At 63.7% G+C, this 19,071-nt stretch carries 15 protein-coding genes; 2 read left to right on the forward strand and 13 right to left on the reverse strand.

What is annotated here, in order from left to right; genetic code table 11:
- Window positions 1–118: 118 nt before the first annotated feature.
- The 5 genes from cydC to BJI47_RS19260 form a co-directional block, all read right to left on the reverse strand.
- Window positions 119–1,834 carry a thiol reductant ABC exporter subunit CydC gene (cydC, locus tag BJI47_RS19240; protein WP_088945257.1) on the reverse strand — a complete coding sequence of 572 codons (1,716 nt, stop codon included), beginning with the start codon at window positions 1,832–1,834 and terminating at the stop codon, window positions 119–121.
- Window positions 1,824–3,497, reverse strand: coding sequence for a thiol reductant ABC exporter subunit CydD (gene cydD / locus BJI47_RS19245; protein ID WP_088945258.1), 1,674 nt, complete (start codon window positions 3,495–3,497; stop codon window positions 1,824–1,826). Before cydD ends, cydC begins: the two co-directional genes overlap by 11 nt.
- Entirely contained in the window at window positions 3,494–4,537 is a 1,044-nt protein-coding gene (gene cydB, locus BJI47_RS19250; protein ID WP_088945259.1) for a cytochrome d ubiquinol oxidase subunit II, read from the reverse strand. The genes cydD and cydB overlap by 4 nt, the downstream gene beginning before the upstream one ends.
- An 11-nt stretch (window positions 4,538–4,548) precedes the next feature.
- Entirely contained in the window at window positions 4,549–6,015 is a 1,467-nt protein-coding gene (locus BJI47_RS19255) for a cytochrome ubiquinol oxidase subunit I (protein ID WP_088945260.1), read from the reverse strand.
- 102 nt (window positions 6,016–6,117) lie between these two features.
- Window positions 6,118–6,996 carry an aminodeoxychorismate lyase gene (locus tag BJI47_RS19260; protein WP_088945261.1) on the reverse strand — a complete coding sequence of 293 codons (879 nt, stop codon included), beginning with the start codon at window positions 6,994–6,996 and terminating at the stop codon, window positions 6,118–6,120.
- 156 nt (window positions 6,997–7,152) lie between these two features.
- On the opposite strand from BJI47_RS19260, the gene BJI47_RS19265 reads away from it, so the two are divergent.
- Together BJI47_RS19265 and BJI47_RS19270 are read left to right on the forward strand one after the other, a co-directional pair.
- Entirely contained in the window at window positions 7,153–8,283 is a 1,131-nt protein-coding gene (locus BJI47_RS19265; RefSeq protein ID WP_088945262.1) for a folate-binding protein YgfZ, read from the forward strand.
- A 256-nt stretch (window positions 8,284–8,539) separates the two neighbouring features.
- Window positions 8,540–8,755: a DUF3073 domain-containing protein gene (locus tag BJI47_RS19270; RefSeq protein WP_084347077.1), complete on the forward strand. Its 216-nt coding sequence runs from the start codon at window positions 8,540–8,542 to the stop codon at window positions 8,753–8,755.
- Window positions 8,756–8,844: 89 nt separating this feature from the next.
- Here BJI47_RS19270 and purM read toward each other — a convergent pair whose 3' ends face one another.
- From purM to BJI47_RS19315, 8 genes are all read right to left on the reverse strand, one after another.
- Window positions 8,845–9,945 (reverse strand): phosphoribosylformylglycinamidine cyclo-ligase, encoded by a 1,101-nt coding sequence (gene purM, locus BJI47_RS19275; RefSeq protein ID WP_088945389.1) that lies wholly within the window; start codon window positions 9,943–9,945, stop codon window positions 8,845–8,847.
- 178 nt (window positions 9,946–10,123) lie between these two features.
- Window positions 10,124–11,689: an amidophosphoribosyltransferase gene (gene purF / locus BJI47_RS19280; RefSeq protein WP_088945263.1), complete on the reverse strand. Its 1,566-nt coding sequence runs from the start codon at window positions 11,687–11,689 to the stop codon at window positions 10,124–10,126.
- 103 nt (window positions 11,690–11,792) lie between these two features.
- Window positions 11,793–12,194, reverse strand: a complete 402-nt coding sequence (locus tag BJI47_RS19285; protein WP_088945264.1) for a sterol carrier family protein — start codon at window positions 12,192–12,194, stop codon at window positions 11,793–11,795.
- Window positions 12,173–12,724, reverse strand: coding sequence for a CPBP family intramembrane glutamic endopeptidase (locus BJI47_RS19290; protein WP_176224972.1), 552 nt, complete (start codon window positions 12,722–12,724; stop codon window positions 12,173–12,175). The genes BJI47_RS19285 and BJI47_RS19290 overlap by 22 nt, the downstream gene beginning before the upstream one ends.
- A gap of 43 nt (window positions 12,725–12,767) precedes the next feature.
- A complete protein-coding gene (locus tag BJI47_RS19295; protein ID WP_088945390.1) occupies window positions 12,768–14,474 on the reverse strand; it encodes an alpha/beta hydrolase in 1,707 nt (568 codons plus the stop codon).
- 106 nt (window positions 14,475–14,580) lie between these two features.
- A complete protein-coding gene (purL, locus tag BJI47_RS19300; protein WP_088945265.1) occupies window positions 14,581–16,857 on the reverse strand; it encodes a phosphoribosylformylglycinamidine synthase subunit PurL in 2,277 nt (758 codons plus the stop codon).
- 434 nt (window positions 16,858–17,291) lie between these two features.
- Window positions 17,292–18,596: a M18 family aminopeptidase gene (locus tag BJI47_RS19310; protein WP_176224973.1), complete on the reverse strand. Its 1,305-nt coding sequence runs from the start codon at window positions 18,594–18,596 to the stop codon at window positions 17,292–17,294.
- Window positions 18,597–18,694: 98 nt separating this feature from the next.
- The gene (locus BJI47_RS19315) at window positions 18,695–19,045 is read right to left on the reverse strand and encodes a VOC family protein (RefSeq protein ID WP_088945267.1); all 351 of its coding nucleotides are present in this window, start codon (window positions 19,043–19,045) and stop codon (window positions 18,695–18,697) included.
- Window positions 19,046–19,071: the final 26 nt, after the last annotated feature.

Here is a 19,071-nt window from a genome sequence, read left to right on the forward strand (position 1 = left end):
GGATAAGACCGAGGGCTCGGGGGCCGGGTAGCTGCCCTGGATTCGCTTGCCGCTCGCGCGGTCTCCGAAAAGTGAATCCGTCAGCGGTTGCGGCTAGCTGACAGCCACCTCACGTGTCCTAGAGTTCTTCAACGTCAGACCACCTCCTCTCCCGTGTACTCAACAAGGTACGCCGCGATTCCGAAGTCGGCAAAGGAATATTTCCGTCCGGAAGACCAAGGTCCAAGACCAGGTCAGCACGGGTGTCCACCGGAAGTTGATGAGTCACCACCACGACCGCACGATTGCCGTCGACGATACCGTCGGAGCGGTCCAGGAGCCGTCGTAGCAGCTGCGCTCCCCCGTCGTCGTCGAGGTGTTCGGTCGGTTCGTCCAGTAGCAGAATCGGCGCGTCGGACAACAGCGCACGAGCCAGCAGAATTCGTCGACGCTGTCCTCCGGACACAGCCTGCGCACCGCCGACGAGGGGCGTGTGGATTCCGTCTGGGAGCGAAGAGATCCAGGCGCCGAGGCCGACTCGGTCGAGCGCCTCGACCGCCTCGTCCGGCTGCACGTCGCCGCGTGCCACCCTCAGGTTTTCGAGAATCGAGGTGTCGAACAGGTGCGCATCTTCGGCGAAGAAACGGGCGCCGGAGCCTTCGACGGTGCCGCTGATCGGTGGCAGCAGTCCCGCGAGCGTCATCAGGAGAGTGCTCTTGCCGATACCGCTGGGGCCGACGATCGCTACCCTCGCTCCGGGACCGACATCGAGATCGACCGGCACCGTGGTCGAGGATGACCCCGGCCAGCCGCACCGTAAGTTTCTCGCAGTGACACGGTCGGTGCGAGAGTCCAGATCATCGACTCTCTGCGGAGCGGCCTCGTCCGCAGCGTCGAGAAGTTCAACGATGCGTGACACGGAGATACGGGCCCTCGTCAATGCAATGGCGGCACCAGGCAGCGCAGACGTCGCCTCGAATGCGGACAGCGGCACCAGCACGATGATCGCCAACGCCATAGGCGTCATACCACCAACTGTTCCGCCCGTGCTGCCGTACAACGAGATACCGACGAGCAAAGAGCCCAACACCGCCGCGCCGACGGAGAGAGGTAGAGCCGCGTCGGCGAATGCTGCCGGGATTGCCGCACGGTCGCGGGCCTTCACCGATGCTCGGTTGGCTTCGGCAGCGTCCCGGAGGGTCTCGCTCAATCGTCCGGCGACCCGCAGCTCACCGGCATGGTCGAGGGCGCGGACGGCGGTTTCGCTGAACTCCGCACGGGCCGAAATACCCTCGGACTCGGCGATGACGGCAGATCTCGCCGCCCAGTAGGGGGCAAGTACTCCGGCGACCACGAGCGCCAGCAACAGGATCAGTGCCGCAGCAGGCGAGACGAACGCCAACACGACGACGGCGGCGATCGCCAGAACTATCGATACGCAGATCGGCACGATCGCACGCACCACGACGTCACCGAGCACGTCGACGTCGTTGCCGGTGCGCGACATCAGATCGCCGCGACGCAATCCCGCTGCTGCGGCCGGGTTGCCTGCGGCGAGGCGTTCGTAGAGACGAGTTCTCGCCGAGGTGGTTCCGCGCAGAGCGGTGTCGTGGGTAGCCAGGCGTTCCAGGTATCGGAATACGCCGCGTGAAATGCCCAGTGCCCGAACCGCTACGACAGCGACCGTCAGATCCAATACCGGTGGCATCTGCCAGGCGCGGGTGATGAGCCAGGCAGATACCGCCGCCAGGGTCAGTGCGCTGCCCAAGGTCGCGACCCCTGCCGCCACGGACATGGCCACTCGGGACGGACGAAGTTCGAGAAGCTCGAGAGCGCGCCGAAGGTCAACGAGCATGGCGTGCCTGCACTTCGATGATCGTGTCGGCACTGATGAGAACCGAACGACGGTGACCGACCACTACGACGGTTCTGCCCTCGTCGGCGAGGCGACGAATGGTTTTCAGTACTGTCGCTTCGTGGGTCGCGTCGAGGTGAGCCGTGGGTTCGTCCAGCAGAAGCACCGGGGCCGAGGAGGTCAGGACTCGTGTCAGCGCGAGGCGTTGGCGCTGTCCGAGGGAGAGCCCGACACCTCCGGTACCGACGACGGTCTGCCATCCGAGCGGTAGCTCTGCCAGAACCTGATCGAAACCTGTTGCTGCGCAAATACTGTCGAGCTCCCGGCGATCGGGCCGTGTCCCGGTGAGCAGGAGATTACTCTCCAGAGTGCCGGGAAGAAGGACGGGTCGCTGTGGGAGCCAAGCGATCTGACGCCACCAGGAATCCACATCGACGTCGGCCAAGTCGGTTCCGCCGACCGTGACCGTGCCTTCATCGGGCGCAGTCAGCGCGAGAATCACGCTCAGCGCCGTCGACTTTCCTGCCCCGTTCGCACCGGCCAGCACTGTCACGGTGCCGGGTTCGAATACGGCGTCGAGTCGGTGTGGGGCGCTGCCGCCTCGGGCATCGACAGAAATCGAAGCCAGCTCCAACCGTGCGCCTCGGGCTCGAATCGAACACGTTCCTGCCCTGTCCGTCGGGCGATCATCGAGCACGCCGAACGCCTTCTCCGACGCGGCGACGCCGTCCTCGGCGGCGTGGAATTGGGCCCCGACCCGGCGTAGCGGAACGTACACCTCGGGTGCGAGTACCAGCGCGATGATGCCGGCCTCGAGAGCCATGTCCCCGAAGACCAGTCGGAGTCCGATGCTCACGGCGACGAGAGCTACACACAGTGTGGCAAGCAGTTCGAGCACCATCGAGGACAGAAACGCGATCTTCAGTGCGCGCATGGTCGCGCGGCGATGTGCTTCGCCGAGTGCCCGGACCCGCGCTGCGGGCCCGTGTTCACGGCCCAGTGCCCGGAGCGTCGGAAGTCCGGCGAGAAGGTCGAGCAGTTGGGCGGACAAACGCGTCATCGATTCGAGCGTCGCCTCTGCCTTCCCCTTGGTCAGCAGGCCGATCAGAATCATGAAGATCGGAATCAGCGGAAGCGTGAAAAAGATGATTGCTGCCGATGTCAGATCCTCGGTCAGGATGACCACGAGCGTCAGTGGGGTCAGCGTTCCCGCCAGGATCAGCGCGGGCACGTAGCCGGTGAGATAGGGCGCGAGACCACCCAAAGCCCTGGTCACGACCGTCGCAACGCCTTCGCGCTCGGAATCGAGTCGACGCGGATCACTGTTCGACGCGGCGGCGAGGACGTCGTTCTCGAGTTCTTCGACCACGCGCGAGGCCGCACGATGCGCATAGCGCGATTGCAGCCAAGTCGAGGTAGTTCTGACCACGATGGCTCCGGCAAGAACTGCCAACTGCCCGGACCAGTTCGAAATCGATCGTGCTGCAGGATCAGTGATGACGCCCGCGAGCACTGTGCCGGTCATCACCGCGGAGACGATGATCGCCGCGGTATCGACAAGCGAGAGAAGCACTGTCAACAGCAGATACCGCCGCGCCGATCGCGAGTACCGCCACAACCGGGGGTCGATCGGTCCCCGGCTCGGCGCGGCGGTGACTGTCATGACTTGCGACCGAGCGGCAATCCGATCGAGTCGGGGATGTGCGCAGTGGAGATGCGCTGACGGAACACCCAGTAGGTCCACGCCTGATAACCGATGACAACCGGTGCCGTGAAGGCAGCTGCCCAGGTCATCACCTTGAGCGTGTACGGGCTCGAAGACGCGTTCTCGATGGTCAAGCTGAACGCGGGATCCGTCGTGGACGGCATCACGTCGGGGAACAGCGATCCGAACAGCAGAACGACGACGGCAATGACGGCGATCGTGGTGAACACGAATGCCCAGCCCTCGCGCACCTTGGCGGTGAGAGCGACGACGGCGATCAACGCGACAGCGGCGATCCCGACCATGATCCACGTCCACCCCGTTCCGTAGGCGAGTTGGGTCCACAGTGCGAACCCGCCGCCGACCACGACCGCCGGAACCGAGAGTCGTACTGCCATTTTGACAGCGTCCTCGTGCACGTCACCGGCAGTCTTGAGCGCAATGAACACTGCTCCGTGCAGCGCGAACACCAGCGCCATCGTGGCGCCGCCGAGCAGGGCATACGGGGAGAGCAGGTCGAAGAACCCGGCGGTCACCTTCTTGTTCTCGTCGATTGCGACTCCGCGCACGATGTTGGCGAACGCGACGCCCCACAGCACGGCCGGTATCCACGAGCCGATGCCGATACCGAGATCACAGCGTCGTCGCCACACCGGGTCGTCGATTTTGCCGCGGTACTCGATGGCGCAGATTCGCAGGATGAGCGCGACGAGGATCAGCAGTAGCGGTATGTAGAACCCGGAGAACAGGGTTGCGTACCACTCCGGGAATGCCGCGAACAGTGCACCTCCGGCGGTGATGAGCCACACCTCGTTTCCGTCCCACACCGGGCCGATGGTGTTGAGAACTGCGCGACGTCTACGTTCTCCGACTTTCGGATCCGATGCCCGTCCGAACACCGGGATCAGCATGCCGACACCGAAGTCGAAGCCTTCGAGGACGAAGTAGCCGACGAACAACACTGCGATCGCTATGAACCAGAATTCTTGAAGTCCCATGACCGTTCCCCTCAGTACGCGAACGAGAGTTGTTGCGGAGCGTCGTCATCCGTCGGATCGTCTTGATCGCTACCCGGCGGGTGCTGATCGTGTTCGAGCGGGCCTTCGACTACATATTTGTGCAGAAGGTAGTACCACACGACGCCAAGAGCTGCGTAGACCACCGTGAACGTCACCAGCGAGGCGACGACGAGGGAGGCCGGGTGATCGGACACCCCCTGATCGACAGTGAGTCTGATTCGATCGACGCCGGTCGGGTTGGGAGCGACAACCCACGGCTGGCGTCCCATTTCGGTGAAGATCCAGCCGGCACTGTTGGCCAGGAACGGCGTCGGGATCGCGGCGAGGCTGAGCCAGGAGAACCAGCGCTGGTTCGGGACGCGTCCACCTCGGGTAACCCAGAGTCCGGCGATCGCGAGTAGCGCCGAGCCCGCGGCCAGGCCGATCATCGCACGGAAAGCCCAGTAGGTGACGAACAGGTTGGGTCGGTAGTTGCCCGGCCCGAACTGCTGCTCGTACTGAAGTTGCAGATCTTCCACGCCCTGCAGTGTGACCCCGGAGAACTCGCCCTTCGCAAGGTAGGGCAGAACGAACGGCACCTCGAGAACGTGGGTGACACCGTCGCAGTTGTTGTGGGTGCCTACAGTCAGGATCGAGAAGTCCGGATCGGTTTCGGTGTGGCAGAGCGATTCTGCCGAGGCCATCTTCATGGGTTGCTGCTCGAACATGAGCTTCCCCTGGACGTCACCGGTGTAGACCAGTGCGATGCCGGACAGGATCATGACCACGAAGGACATGCGAGCGGCCGGTCGGAACATGCTTCGCGAGTTGGTATCGCGACCCTTGCGTGCCTCGCGCACCATCCACCAACCGGAGATCCCGGCGACGAACGTTCCAGCTGTCAGGAATGCGCCGGCGACGGCGTGCGGAAATGCGGCAAGGGCGGTGTTGTTGGTGAGCAGTTCCCAGATACTCGTCAGTTCCGCGCGACCGGTCTCTTCGTTGTAGATCGCACCGACTGGATGCTGCATGAACGAGTTGGCGGCGATGATGAAGAAGGCGGAGGCGTTGACGCCGATAGCGACGAGCCAGATCGTGGCCAGGTGAACAAGCTTGGGCAGCCGGCCCCACCCGAAGATCCACAGCCCGAGGAAGGTCGACTCGAGGAAGAACGCAACAAGCCCTTCCAGCGCGAGCGGTGCACCGAAGACGTCACCGACGAAGCGGGAGTACTCGCTCCAGTTCATACCGAACTGGAACTCCTGAACGATGCCGGTCGCGACACCGAGCGCGAAGTTGATGAGGAAAAGCTTTCCGAAGAATTTGGTCAGGCGATACCAGGAGTCCTTCTTGGTGATGACCCACATCGTCTGCATCGCCGCGATGATCGGGGCAAGACCGATCGTCAGCGGAACGAGAATGAAGTGGTAGACGGTGGTGATACCAAATTGCCACCTCGAAATATCCAAGGTATCCATGACGACTCCGACTCTCCCGCCCCCCGGGGCAGGTAACTGAAGTTACCGCTGACGCGGGCTTGTTACAGCGAATCCTAGATTACTACTACGCGAAGTAGTAGCTCAAGCGTCGACAATGTCGCCCTCCCCACGTTCGATCGCAAAATCGACCATCGAACGAACGTCGTCGGCGTTCTCAGGGGTGCCCAGCGTGACCCCATTCACGGTAACGACACGCGCCGCGAGCGTGATACTCGAGATCAACCAAACACCCTCTGCAGCAATCAGATCCGCAGGAAAGATATTCGACTTCTCGCAGGTGTATCCCTTCGCGGTCGCGGCGGCGAACAAAGCGTCGACAGTGGTTCCGGCCAGGATCCCGTGCTCGACCGGCGGTGTGATCAGTGTCTTACCGCGGGAGATGACCACAGTGGACCGCGGCCCCTCCAGGACCTGCCCCTCGTTGCTAATGTAGATCACCTCGTCAGCACCTTGCTGAGCGGCATACCGCAACGCGGCCATGTTGGTCGCATACGAAAGCGTCTTGGCACCCATCAACTGCCACGGCGCCCCCACGGCGAAGTCCACCGAGTACCCGCGACCGAGGGTGATAGCCGACACCCCTTCTGCGCGGGCCTTGGCGACCCGTTCGTGCACTGGACCCACGGTCGCGTAACCCGTCGGGCCACCGCCGCTTTCCCGGCCGCGACTCAACACCAACCGCAGTGCACCCTCGTTCCGCGTCTTGCGCTCCCACTCGTCAACCGCAAGGCCTATGACCAGCCTCCAGTCATCCAGGTCGGGCTCAGGCAGATCGAGGGCTCTCGCCGAGGCAGCCAGGCGCGTGAGGTGCCTCTCCACCCCGCATGCCGCTCCGTCGCGAATCAAAAGCGTCTCGAAAATCCCGTCACCCCGAACTGCGGCAAGGTCGTCGGCACACAGAAGCGGTTGATCTGCATCGTGAACTTGCCCATCGAGGGTCACTACTACACGGTCGGACATGGCGCCTACCCTAGTTGGGTCGCTCCGCAGGCTGCGCTCCTGCCCAACGGGGTCGCTCCGCAGGCTGCGCTCCTGCCTGATCGGGTCGCTCCGCAGGCTGCGCTCCTGCCTGATCGGGTCGCTCCGCAGGCTGCGCTCATGCCTGGTGCTCCTACTATGGGAGACGTGTCCGCTACCGCCCCGATCGACCCGAGCCCACTTCTCACCCTCCCCGGCGCTGTGCCTTCGCCCGAGGATTCTGCAGACCAGGCTGTGGCCTGGCACTACGGCAACCCCTTCGGTGAGCAACGAGATGCGACGTCTGCTGCGGCGGTCCTCGACCGCTCCAACCGATTCGTCATAGCGATCAGCGGGGACGAGCGCCTCACCTGGCTCGATACGATTTCCAGCCAACAGGTTCAGAACCTGCCCGACGGCATGTCCGCAGAGAACCTGAGTTTGGATATCAACGGACGCGTCGAGCATCACTTCGTGCAGACCGATCTCGACGGCATCACGTGGATCGACACCGAGGCGGCGAACGGGCCCGATCTCCTCGCGTTCCTGAAAAAGATGGTGTTCTGGTCCAAAGCCGAGCCTCGGGAAGGCCATGAACTCGCTGTCCTGAGCGTGCTCGGCTCGGACGCGCATCGAGTGCTCGAGGCCGCCGGTGCGCCGACCCCCGAGGACGTCTATGCCGCACTCCCCCTCGAAGGTGGCGGGTTCGTCCGGCGGATGCCGTGGCCCGGCCAGAACGCATTCGACCTACTCGTCCCGCGCACGTCACTGACCGCGTGGTTCAAGAAATTACGCGAGCAGGGCGCGACCCCCGCCGGAACCTGGACGTACGAGGCGCTGCGGGTCGAGTCGATCCGCCCCCGTGTCGGTGTCGATACCGACGAGAAGACCATCCCCCACGAGGTCCGTTGGATCGGCGGAGTTGCCGAACTCGGCGCCGTGCATCTGAGCAAGGGTTGCTACCGCGGGCAGGAGACCGTCGCGCGCGTGCACAACCTGGGTCGGCCACCCCGCCATTTGGTTCTTCTTCATCTCGACGGCTCTGCCGATGGCAGGCCCGAAACCGGGGATCCGGTGACGGCCGGAGGACGGACCGTCGGCCGACTCGGCACCGTCGTCGATCACTTCGAACTCGGTCCCATCGCGTTGGCTCTGATCAAGCGAACCATTCCTGCAGGCACCGAGTTGGTCGTAGGACCGTGTGCTGCGTCGATCGATCCGGATTCGATTCCGAACTACGACGACGTCCAGGCGGGCCGCGCAGCAATCGATCGGCTCCGCGGGAGATAATCGGAAGGTAGGTCACTTTTGCGCCGCGATGCGTCATCGTGACTCTTTACCGATGCTACGGGTATTGCCGCAGGCCAGCGGCCCTGACTGGCATCTTTGGACCGGCCATACATATAAACGGTAATAACGCTACCCAGAGGCGTATGAGCATCTCAGCCGTTCTCGCGCTAGAGTGTGGTCCAGGAAGAAATACCAAAACCAACGGGGCGCCCAAATTTCCCCAGGCCGCCCCGCAAGTCCGCGAGGGGGCAACGCCATGGGCCGAGGCAGGGCTAAGGCAAAGCAGACAAAGGTCGCTCGTGAGCTCAAGTACAGCTCTCCAACAACGGACTTGGAGAGTTTACAAAGAGAACTCTCCGGCGGTTCGTCCAAATCCCACCGTGGCGGTATTACCTCGGGCGGCATATCCTCCTCGGACGCGGAAAGCTATACCCGCGTCGAAGAGGACGAATACGAGGATTGGCGACGCTGACCTGCGATCTATACAACTGAGGGGGAGCCGCATTGCGGCTCCCCCTCAGTTGTATAGATTTCTTGAAGTCGTCATGGAGCGTAAGGCGCTCAGAAGCGTGGGTGATTGCCCAGCAATACGGCGCGCTCGGTTGCGACGGTCTTGTCCGTCGACTTCTTGACCGTTCCCAGCGTCCAGCATTCGATATGGCGTGCAGTCAGGACAGCAAGTGCACGGTCTACGTCCTCGGGTGCCACGATGGCAACCATGCCGACTCCCATATTGAACGTCTGTTCCATCTCGCTGCGTTCGACGCGTCCTCGCTGAGCGATCAGTGAGAACACCGGTGCCGGACTCCAAGTTCCACGGTCCAGTTCGGCGACGAGCCCTGCGGGCATGACGCGTCCCAGGTTGTTCGCCAACCCGCCGCCGGTGACGTGACAGAACGTCCGCACCTCGGTCTCGGCAGCCAATGCCAGGCAGTCCTTGGCATAGATCTTGGTGGGCTCGAGGAGCTCTTCACCGAGAGTGCGGCCGAACTCTTCGACGTGCCCGCCGAGATCCATGTGGTTTATCTCGAGCAGAACTTTGCGTGCAAGGGAGTACCCGTTGGAGTGCAGGCCCGAGGATCCCATGCCGATGACGACGTCGCCGGGGCGCACTCGATCGGGACCGAGAACCGAATCGGCTTCGACCACGCCTACCCCGGTTGCCGACAGGTCGTAGTCCCCGTCTGCCATCAGACCTGGATGCTCGGCAGTTTCACCTCCGAGAAGCGCGCAGCCCGCAATGACACAGCCGTCTGCAATGCCCTTGACGAGCTCGGCGACCATTTCCGGCACTACGCGGCCGACGGCGATGTAATCCTGCAGGAACAGCGGCTCAGCTCCGCAGACGACCAGGTCGTCGACGACCATGGCCACGAGATCCAATCCGAGGGTGTCGTGCTTGCCCATCGCCTGTGCGACGGCGACCTTGGTGCCTACCCCGTCTGTCGAGGCAGCGAGAATCGGCTCCCGGTAGTCGGTCTTGAGCGCGAACAGTCCGGCGAATCCACCCAGACCACCCATGACCTCGGGTCGAGACGCCTTCTTGGCAAGGGGGGCGAACAGTTCGACCGCTCGGTCCCCTGCAGCGATGTCGACGCCTGCCGAGGCGTAGGAAGCACCACCAGAGGAGGTTGCGCTCGGTGGTCGGGTTTCCTCGGTCATGCGGCTCCAGCCTGTGTGCTCGTACTGTTTGTATTCGCGCATCGTGCGCATAGTGCGCTCTCACGGTACCGGAGCGGACATTCGTCCGGGAACACGACAGACCTAGCCGAAAGCATCTGACGTCGACAACGGCAAATCGACGTAACGACGATCACACGACGTCGGCGATCAGCAGCCCCTAAGGTCTGCTCAGTGCGCTCGCGTTCGCGTTGTCGGTCTCGGTCTGTTGGCCGGCGGCCGTTGCAAGCATGCCTTCGAGTACATGCTTACCCAGAGCGTTGTCCGGCGGAAGGGCAATCGGGTACTCACCCGTGAAACATGCAGTACAGAGCCTGGATTCAGGCTGCTCCGATGCTGCAACCATCCCCTCGATCGAGATGTACCCGAGTGAGTCGGCACCGATGGCCTGACGCACACCTTCGAGGATTCCGTCCCCGGAATCGACGCCGTTGGCGATCAACTCAGCGGGTGAGGCGAAATCGATGCCGTAGAAGCATGGCCAGCGAACGGGCGGCGACGCGATCCGAACATGGATCTCGAGTGCGCCTGCCTCGCGTAGCATTCGGATGAGGGCGCGTTGGGTGTTACCGCGCACGATCGAGTCGTCGACCACGATCAGACGCTTGCCGCGAATGACTTCCTTGAGCGGATTGAGCTTGAGCCGAATACCGAGCTGACGAATGGTCTGCGACGGCTGGATGAACGTTCGCCCGACGTAGGCGTTCTTCATCAGTCCCTGGCCGTACGGAATGCCCGAGCCCTGTGCGAACCCGACCGCTGCCGGAGTGCCGCTCTCGGGAACCGGAATGACCAGATCACCCTCGGCGGGGTGTTCCTTCGCGAGCCGTCGACCGATCTCGACCCGGGTGGAATGCACGGAGCGACCACCGATGACGCTGTCGGGACGGGCCAGATACACGTATTCGAACACGCAGCCCTTGGGCTCCGGGGAGGCGAAACGTGAGGATCGAACACCATCGGCGTCGATGGCGAGCAGTTCACCGGGCTCGATGTCGCGTACGAATGCGGCACCGACGATATCGAGTGCAGCCGTTTCGCTGGCTACGACCCAACCCCGATCGAGCCGCCCCAACGACAGCGGTCGCACACCATGCGGATCACGGGCTGCGTACAGCGTGTGCTCGTCCATGAAGGTGAGGCAGAAGGCGCCCTCGAGCGTCGGCAGCAGTTCCATCGCAGCCTGCTCGATGGTGCGATCGGCGGCCTTGTGGGCCAGCAGGGCTGTCACGACGTCGGAGTCCGACGTCCCGTTGCCCTGGAGCCGGTCGCTGATGAGTCCTGCGTCGCGGGCTCTGGAGGCAAGTTCGGCGAAGTTGACGAGGTTTCCGTTGTGGCCGAGCGCGATGCCCGTCCCGGCAGTTGTGGTGCGGAAAATGGGCTGTGCGTTCTCCCAGGTGACCGAACCGCTCGTGGAGTAACGGCAGTGTCCGATGGCGACATGCCCCGGCATGGCGCCGAGGGTCTGCTCGTCGAACACCTGACTGACGAGTCCGAGGTCTTTGAAGACCAGCACCTGTGCGCCGTCGGAGACGGCGATACCCGCGGCCTCCTGGCCTCTGTGTTGCAACGCATACAGACCGTAATAAGTAAGTTTTGCCACATCCTCGCCTGGAGCCCATACACCGAAGACGCCGCATTCTTCTCGCGGCTCACTTTCGGGTACGTCCAGCGGTTTGCCTACCAAAAGATTCGGACTGTCGACCGACAACTCGGCGTTGGTCACTGGCACTGCTCCCTAAGGGGGACGAGGGCGGGGGGCTGGGACCAGTCTACGGGCCCACGGCAAGAGGAAACGCATCGTACGTGCACGGCATTCCTTCGGGGGCTCATTCCCGCAGGATCGGCAGCCGCATGATCGGCAACCAGTGTGCGACGTCACCGGCCCGACTGCCCGAGGCCGTGATGGATCCATCTTTCAGCGCATCGTCGAAGGTGCGGACACCTGTCGCTATCTGCAACCAGGTGTGCGGATCCGTCTCGACGACGTTCGGCGGCGTGCCGCGGGTGTGCCGCGGACCGGTGATGCACTGCACCGCCACGAAGGGTGGAACCCGGACCTCCACGCTCGAACCCGGTGCGACCTGCGCGAGCGTGCGTACGGTGGCCCGAACTGCATCGGCGAGCGTAGAGCGTGAGGGTTTCTCTACGTCCCTGCCTCTTGTCCAGTCGGCGACGGCCAGCACCGCTTCGCGTACCTGTTCGGGGGTTACGAGTTTGCTCGGCGCCATCTTCTCAGCCTAGTTCCAGCCAGAACCGCACCACTTACGTTGACCGACAGATGCATCAGCGCAGGGGCGAGGACGCTTCCACTGCGTCGCCGTAGAAACGAGAACACGACCCCCGCGGCTGCGGTCCCGATCACAGTGCCGACCACCGAGTCGCCGGCTGTCCGTGCCGGATGAATATGCCACAGCCCGAAGAACATCGGCGACAGTGTGGGTGATACTGCGTCGAACACGCTTCGAAAAACGAGTTCCTCGCACACGACGGTTCCGAACGGAATACGAAACAGGATCCACTCGGCGAGGTCGTTGTCGGATGGACGCACGTGCTCCAGCCACGACGGCTGGGCCGCGATGACGACTGCGCCCACCGCCGGCCGCGGCCTCCCCAAGCGAGCCCCGAACGCCACGACGAACGCTGAAGGCCGGCCGGACGGATGCCGACCGTGCGAGCGAGGACGATCGTGCCGATACCGAACAAGAGATTCGCGACGGCATTGCGCCGGTCCGGCAACGCCAACCGTGGCGACACCCATGTGCTCCAGCTTGTGGTCACCGCGCCGAGCGCCAACCCGCGGATCACTTTTCCGGGCCGTCCGTGCCCTTGTAGTCGTCCATGACAGCCCGCACACGTTCGGTGTCGGCGGCGGTCCACCCATCGGGGGCGGCGATCGAGACCCACCCGTCGAGGACCAGCGTTCCGTAATTGTGTCCGTGGCCGTCCGGGACGCCTGCGGCGTTGGTCAGATCAGCTGCAACCTGCCAGAACGTGACGATCGGGAACCAACGCATGTCGGGCAGCCGATCGGGCCCTGGAGCCTCGGACAGCCAGTCAGGCCGCTCGAACAGCAGGTCGGGAGACCACCAGACGACAGGATCCGATGCGTGCTGCACGTAGAGCACCCGCGGGCCGTACCAAGGTTGATCGACCGGAGGTATCGCTCCCGAGTTGTCGGCGAAACGCAGCACGAGCCCCTCCGCGTAGACCGGGAGCACTTCCGGGCTTCCGGGGTCGCGTCGATCCACGAACTGACTCCAGAGGCGATTGGAGTTCGGCGGTCCCACCCACAGCACGCCGTCGGTCGTGTCGCGTATGTCGGCCAAACCGTCGAACGCACCCTCGCCGGCATTGGTGCCGAGGCTTTCGCCGTAGACGTAGAACTTGGGGCGCGTGGCCTCCGGCTCTTGCAGCCAGCGCTCGTGAACCTTGTCGATGAGTGCCTTGCCTGCCTCCGATGCGATTTCTCGTTCGGCGAGAAAGGAAATCCAGCTCGGCAGATAGGAGTACTGCGCGGCCACCGTGGCCACGTTGCCGTCGAACATCAATTCGGCTGCTTCGATGGCCGTGGGATTGACCCAGCCCGTCCCCGTCGTGGGCACGACGATCAGGGCGCTACGTTGGAAGGCGCCGGTTCTTTCGAGTTCGTCGACGACCAGGTCGAGCCGCTCGTCCTGGTTCTCAGCCGATTCCAGTCCGGCGTATGCGCGGATAGGTTCCATGGCGTCCCGTCCGAGCGCCCGAGTCAGCTCGCCGGCGTTCATCCCGCTGGAGACGAAGTTTCGGCCTTCGAATCCGAGCGACTCCCACGACGCGGCGGACTGAGGACTTCCGGATCGCTCACGCTCCGTGGGCTGGATCACACCCTCGCGAGTTTCGTCGTTCTGGAGGCTGAAGATCGAGTTCGTCACGTCCGACACCGCCCGGAGCAACACGCCTTGCACGAGCGTGACGACGAGAACGACAACCAAGACCACCCCGATGACGTTGGCGACCTCACGCGGCATCTTGATCACTTTGTTGATCTGCCGAACCACGAGTCGAACGAAGTCCCGGAGCACCCGAATGGCCGAGATCAACAATGCGGCCGTCCCGATGCTCAGAGCACCGGTCCGTAAGTATCCGGTCGTTGTGGTGCCCTCGGCGTCCATCAGTGCCGCCAATTCGCGTTGCCAGCCTGCGGAGTAGGCGAGCATCACGAGCGAAGCGAGGACTGCCGCGATCGGGACGAAGATCTTCAGGCCCAGCTCGGCTCGTGGTGGCAGCGGCCACCACGAACGTGGCCGCAGAAACACTCGGAGTACCAGCCACCCGACGGCGACACCGAACCCGTAACCGATCGCGGAATTGATTCCGCCGATGAGGCCCTGGAACAACCAATCTCGGGGCAGGAGCGAGGGTGTCAGCGACCAGCAGAAGAACAGCGCACTGAAGGCAAGGCCGGTGAAGTCGAGCTTCGGCAGCCCCCACAGCCACATGAGGAAGGGGTGCGCGAGCGGGGAAGGCATCGAGAACTCGATGGGGATGCCGAGGTAGTGAGCATGTTCGCGTTCGACTGTGTCGACGTCCACGACCGTCGCCGCGTCCTCCGATACCTCGCCCCGCGACACGTCCCTATCCGAAGAGTCGGGGAAGAGTGCCCTCGAAAACTTCTCGCAGCTCGGTCATCGGGACCGAGAACTGACCCTGAACCTCGATCTCGTCGGAGCCTTCGTCGACGACGCCGATGCGCGTCCACGGCAGCTGACGAGCGGTACACATGTTGGAAAAGCGAGTCTCCTCGGTACGTGGAACCGCAACGAGAACGCGACCCGAAGACTCCGAGAACAGTGCCACGAAAGGATCTGCACCCTCGGGGAGTAGAATGCGGCATCCGGTTTCGCCTGCCAAGGCTGCCTCTACGACGGCCTGAGCCAGTCCCCCCTCGGACAGATCGTGGGCAGCGGTGACCATGCCGTCGCGCGAACCGGCGAGGAGGATGTCCGCCAGCAACTGCTCCCGCGCGAGATCGACCTTCGGCGGGACGCCACCAAGATGATCATGCTCGACCTGTGACCAGATGGAACCGTCCAGCTCGTCATGCGTCTCACCGAGCAGAATCAACGTTTCGCCGGGCTCGAGACCCAGGCCCGTCGGGATGCGTCGGTGCACGTCGTCGATCACGCCGAGGACGCCCACCACTGGCGTCGGCAGGATCGGCTCGGAGCCGGTCTGGTTGTAGAAGCTGACATTTCCGCCGGTGACGGGGATACCGAGAGTGACGCAGCCGTCGGCGAGACCGCGGACTGCCTGCTGGAACTGCCACATGACGCCCGGATCTTCGGGTGAACCGAAGTTGAGGCAGTTGGTGACGGCCTTCGGAGTCGCACCGGTGACCGCGACGTTGCGAAACGCCTCCGCAAGGGCCAGCTGAGCACCCTGATACGGATCGAGCGCGGTGTAGCGGCCCGACGCATCGGTAGCGAGCGCGATACCGCGACCGGTCTTCTCGTCGATGCGGATCATTCCGGAATCGGCGTTCTCCGCCAGCACGGTGTTGCCGCGGACGTAGCGGTCGTATTGCTCGGTGATGAACTTCCGGCTGCAGAGCTGCGGCGAGGCAATCATCTTCAGCAGCGTTGCCTTCAACTCGTCCGGCGTTTCGGGACGTGTCAGCGAAGCAGTCGTGTTCGCGATCAGTGCGTCCTGGTGCGCTGGACGCTGCACCGGACGGTTGTAGACCGGGCCGTCGTGGGCGACCGTCTTCGGCGGAACATCGACGACGGTCTCGCCATGCCAGGTGATCTGGAGGTGGTCGCCGTCGGTGACCTCGCCGATGACAGTGGCCAACACATCCCACTTCCTACAGACCGCCATGAACGCATCGACATTGTCCGGAGTCACGACGGCGCACATGCGCTCCTGCGACTCGCTCGAGAGCACCTCGGCAGGGGTCATGCCGGTGGCGCGCATCGGCACCTTCTCCAGCTCGATGGACATTCCCCCACTGCCGGCGGACGCCAGCTCGGAAGTGGCACAAGACAGTCCGGCACCGCCGAGATCCTGGATGCCGACGACGAGCTTGCCTGCATACAGTTCGAGGCACGCCTCGATGAGGACTTTCTCGGCGAACGGGTCGCCTACCTGAACTGCCGGAAGCTTCTTGCGCTTGCCGTCTGTCTCGTCGCCGTCGAAGGTCTCCGAGGCGAGAACGGAGACGCCGCCGATGCCGTCGAGACCGGTACGAGCCCCGAACAGAATGATCTTGTTGCCCAGTCCCGACGCGAACGCGAGATGCATGTCCTCTACCCGCATGACACCGGCACACAAAGCATTGAGTAGCGGGTTACCGGCGTAGGAGGCGTCGAAGACCGTTTCTCCGCCGATGTTGGGGAGGCCGAGGGAGTTTCCGTATCCACCGACCCCGGAAACGATGCCGCTGAGCACGCGACGAGTATCCGGCGCATCGGCGGCACCGAAGCGCAGCTGATCCATGACAGCGATGGGACGTGCACCCATGGCCATGATGTCGCGGACGATGCCGCCCACGCCTGTCGCGGCGCCCTGATAGGGCTCGACGTACGACGGGTGGTTGTGGCTCTCCACCTTGAACGTGACGGCCCAGCCGTCACCGACGTCGACGACGCCGGCATTCTCGCCGATGCCCGCGAGCATCGAGGTGCGCATCTCGTCCGTGGTGGTCTCCCCGAAGTACTTCAGGTGCACCTTGGAGGACTTGTACGAGCAGTGCTCGCTCCACATGACCGAGTACATCGCCAACTCGGCATCGGTGGGGCGACGACCGAGTATTTCCTTGATTCGGACGTACTCGTCTTCCTTGAGTCCGAGCTCTTTGTACGGCTGCTCTACATCGGGTGTGGCGGCTGCGGTTGTCACTGTATCGACGGACACGAGGAGTGGGGTCCCTTCTTGGAGCGAAATGCCAGCTGAAGTCTATCGGGCCGGGCCGACATGCCCGAATCCTCGTCCTCCCCCGGTGGCGAGCCAGGCCGAAATCAGCGAGCGAACACGACCCGGTGGACGGACCGCTCACCGAAAACGATCTGCACGAATCGGGCGTACCGACGCCCTAGATGGTGGTCAAGGGTGTGAATATCGCCCGCAAGGCCGTCATGTGCTTCTTCGCGGAAGTGATCGACTCCATAGCCGGTCAGGGCCGGGCACGAGAGTTGTTCGCCCTGCGATCAGAGCACGGCGAGCATCCCCCGTGCGAAATCGAGCTCGCCGGGGAGTGCATGCGCCTGCAAGCGCGCACCATTGTTCTCGAGCTCACCCCCGCGCTAGCCGAACAGCGCGGGGGTGTACTTCGGAAAAAGGGTGTTCACTTACCGAGCCGGGGCGAGAAACGCAGCGAGCGCGGCAGCGTAGGCGGCGACGTCGGACGCGCCCATCAACTCGCGCGCCGAGTGCATCGCCAACTGCGGCGCCCCGACGTCGACGGTGGACACGCCTGTGCGCGAGGCGGTGATCGGCCCGATGGTCGATCCGCACGGCAGATCGGCGCGGTGGACGTAGCGCTGTAGCGGCACCCCGGCCTGATCGCAGGCCAACGCAAAAGCCCCCGCGCCCGCGGAATCGGTTGCGTACCGGAGGTTCTGATTGACCTTCAACACCGGTCCGCCGCCGAGTTCGATGCGATGCGCGGACTCGTGTCGATCCGGGTAGTTCGGGTGCGTCGCATGTGCCATATCGCCTGAGGCACAGATAGATCCGGCCATTGCCTGTAGGAACTCCTCGCGTCCGCCGCCGCGCCCCAACACGATTCGCTCCAGTACGGTGCTGAGCAGATCGGAGAAGGCGCCGCGGTCCGACATGCTGCCGACTTCTTCGTGGTCGAAGAGCGCCAACACCGGGGTGGCGTTCGTAGGGTTCTCCACTGCCGCAATCAAAGCCTGCGTTCCGGCGTAGCACGTCGCCTGGTTGTCCAGACGCGGAGCGCTGACCAACTCGTTCTCGACGCCGACGACTGCACTCGGCGCCAAGTCGTGCGTCATGAGTTCCCAGCCGAGCACAGCAGACGGATCCACTCCTTCGCGCTCGGCGACGTATTCCAGGAACGATCGGGGTGAATTGCCCAGTCCCCAAATAGCATTGACGTGACGCTGTGGATCGAGGGTGACACCCTTGCGATCCTCGGACAGGTGGATCGCCAGCTGCGGTACGCGCAGGATGGGTTCGTCGACCTTGACCAGTACCTCGCGGAGTCCGTTGCCGTCTCGAACACTCAGCCGTCCGGAGATTCCGAGGTCGCGGTCCAGCCACGAGTTGAGCCAGGCGCCGCCGTACGGCTCGAGACCGACCATCTGCCACCCCGCCGACTCGAGGTCGGGGTTTTGCTTGACGCGCAGGTTCGGGCTGTCGGTGTGCCCGCCGACGATCCGGAACCGGCCAGGAGTGGAGCCTGCAGAATCACGAGGGCTGCTCTCGGTACTCCACGCCACCAGAGAGCCTCCGCGGATCAGGTAGTACCGCCCGGCCTCCGTCGGCCAGGCCGCGGTCTCCTCGACACGAACGAACCCGACTTCTTCGAGTTGCACCGACACCGTGCGGCACACGTGGAAGGGCGACGGAGAGACGTCGACGAACTTACACAAACCGGTGGCAGACGCATTGGAATCACTGAACGGCATAGGAACCATTGTGTCAGCAGCTGCGTCGAACGGATCAAGAGATCGAGAGGTGCTCCCCAACCTGGTTTCGAAGGTCGGTACCTCGCGGACCGTGACGGCTAGTGCGCTCCCGAAATGCAGAACACGTTGCCGTCGGGATCGGCCAAGGTCACCCACGTGAAGTCGCCCATCGTGTGCTCGTCCACCTCGGATGCACCCGACGACACCAGCCGAGACCGCTCACCCGCAAGGTCGGAAGTCGTCAGATCCAGGTGTATCCGGTTTTTGCCGGGCGTAGGGTCATCGACCTTCTGGAAAGCAAGGAGATACGGCACCGACGGCAGAACGACGGTGTAGAACCAGCCGTCGTTCTCCTCGCCGATGCGGCCGTCGGTCTGCTCGGCCCACCACCGTGCGAGGGGGCCGGGGTCCGAGGAATCGAACGTGATCATCACTGGTGTCAGAGTCATGCCCGGAGATTAACCCGGGCCACCGA

This window comes from Rhodococcus sp. 1168, from assembly GCF_002091955.1.
Classification (GTDB): domain Bacteria; phylum Actinomycetota; class Actinomycetes; order Mycobacteriales; family Mycobacteriaceae; genus Rhodococcoides.

Excerpts from the sequence above, each read along its gene's own strand:
- cydD (WP_088945258.1), bottom strand. The coding sequence starts at position 3,497 with ATGACAGTCACCGCCGCGCCGAGCCGGGGACCGATCGACCCCCGGTTG.
- BJI47_RS19285 (WP_088945264.1), bottom strand. The coding sequence starts at position 12,194 with ATGGCGCCGAGCAAACTCGTAACCCCCGAACAGGTACGCGAAGCGGTG.
- BJI47_RS19265 (WP_088945262.1), top strand. The coding sequence starts at position 7,153 with ATGGGAGACGTGTCCGCTACCGCCCCGATCGACCCGAGCCCACTTCTC.
- cydB (WP_088945259.1), bottom strand. The coding sequence starts at position 4,537 with ATGGGACTTCAAGAATTCTGGTTCATAGCGATCGCAGTGTTGTTCGTC.
- BJI47_RS19255 (WP_088945260.1), bottom strand. The coding sequence starts at position 6,015 with ATGGATACCTTGGATATTTCGAGGTGGCAATTTGGTATCACCACCGTC.
- BJI47_RS19310 (WP_176224973.1), bottom strand. The coding sequence starts at position 18,596 with ATGCCGTTCAGTGATTCCAATGCGTCTGCCACCGGTTTGTGTAAGTTC.
- BJI47_RS19270 (WP_084347077.1), top strand. The coding sequence starts at position 8,540 with ATGGGCCGAGGCAGGGCTAAGGCAAAGCAGACAAAGGTCGCTCGTGAG.
- cydC (WP_088945257.1), bottom strand. The coding sequence starts at position 1,834 with ATGCTCGTTGACCTTCGGCGCGCTCTCGAGCTTCTCGAACTTCGTCCG.
- BJI47_RS19295 (WP_088945390.1), bottom strand. The coding sequence starts at position 14,474 with ATGCCTTCCCCGCTCGCGCACCCCTTCCTCATGTGGCTGTGGGGGCTG.
- BJI47_RS19315 (WP_088945267.1), bottom strand. The coding sequence starts at position 19,045 with ATGACTCTGACACCAGTGATGATCACGTTCGATTCCTCGGACCCCGGC.
- BJI47_RS19290 (WP_176224972.1), bottom strand. The coding sequence starts at position 12,724 with ATGGGTGTCGCCACGGTTGGCGTTGCCGGACCGGCGCAATGCCGTCGC.
- BJI47_RS19260 (WP_088945261.1), bottom strand. The coding sequence starts at position 6,996 with ATGTCCGACCGTGTAGTAGTGACCCTCGATGGGCAAGTTCACGATGCA.
- purM (WP_088945389.1), bottom strand. The coding sequence starts at position 9,945 with ATGACCGAGGAAACCCGACCACCGAGCGCAACCTCCTCTGGTGGTGCT.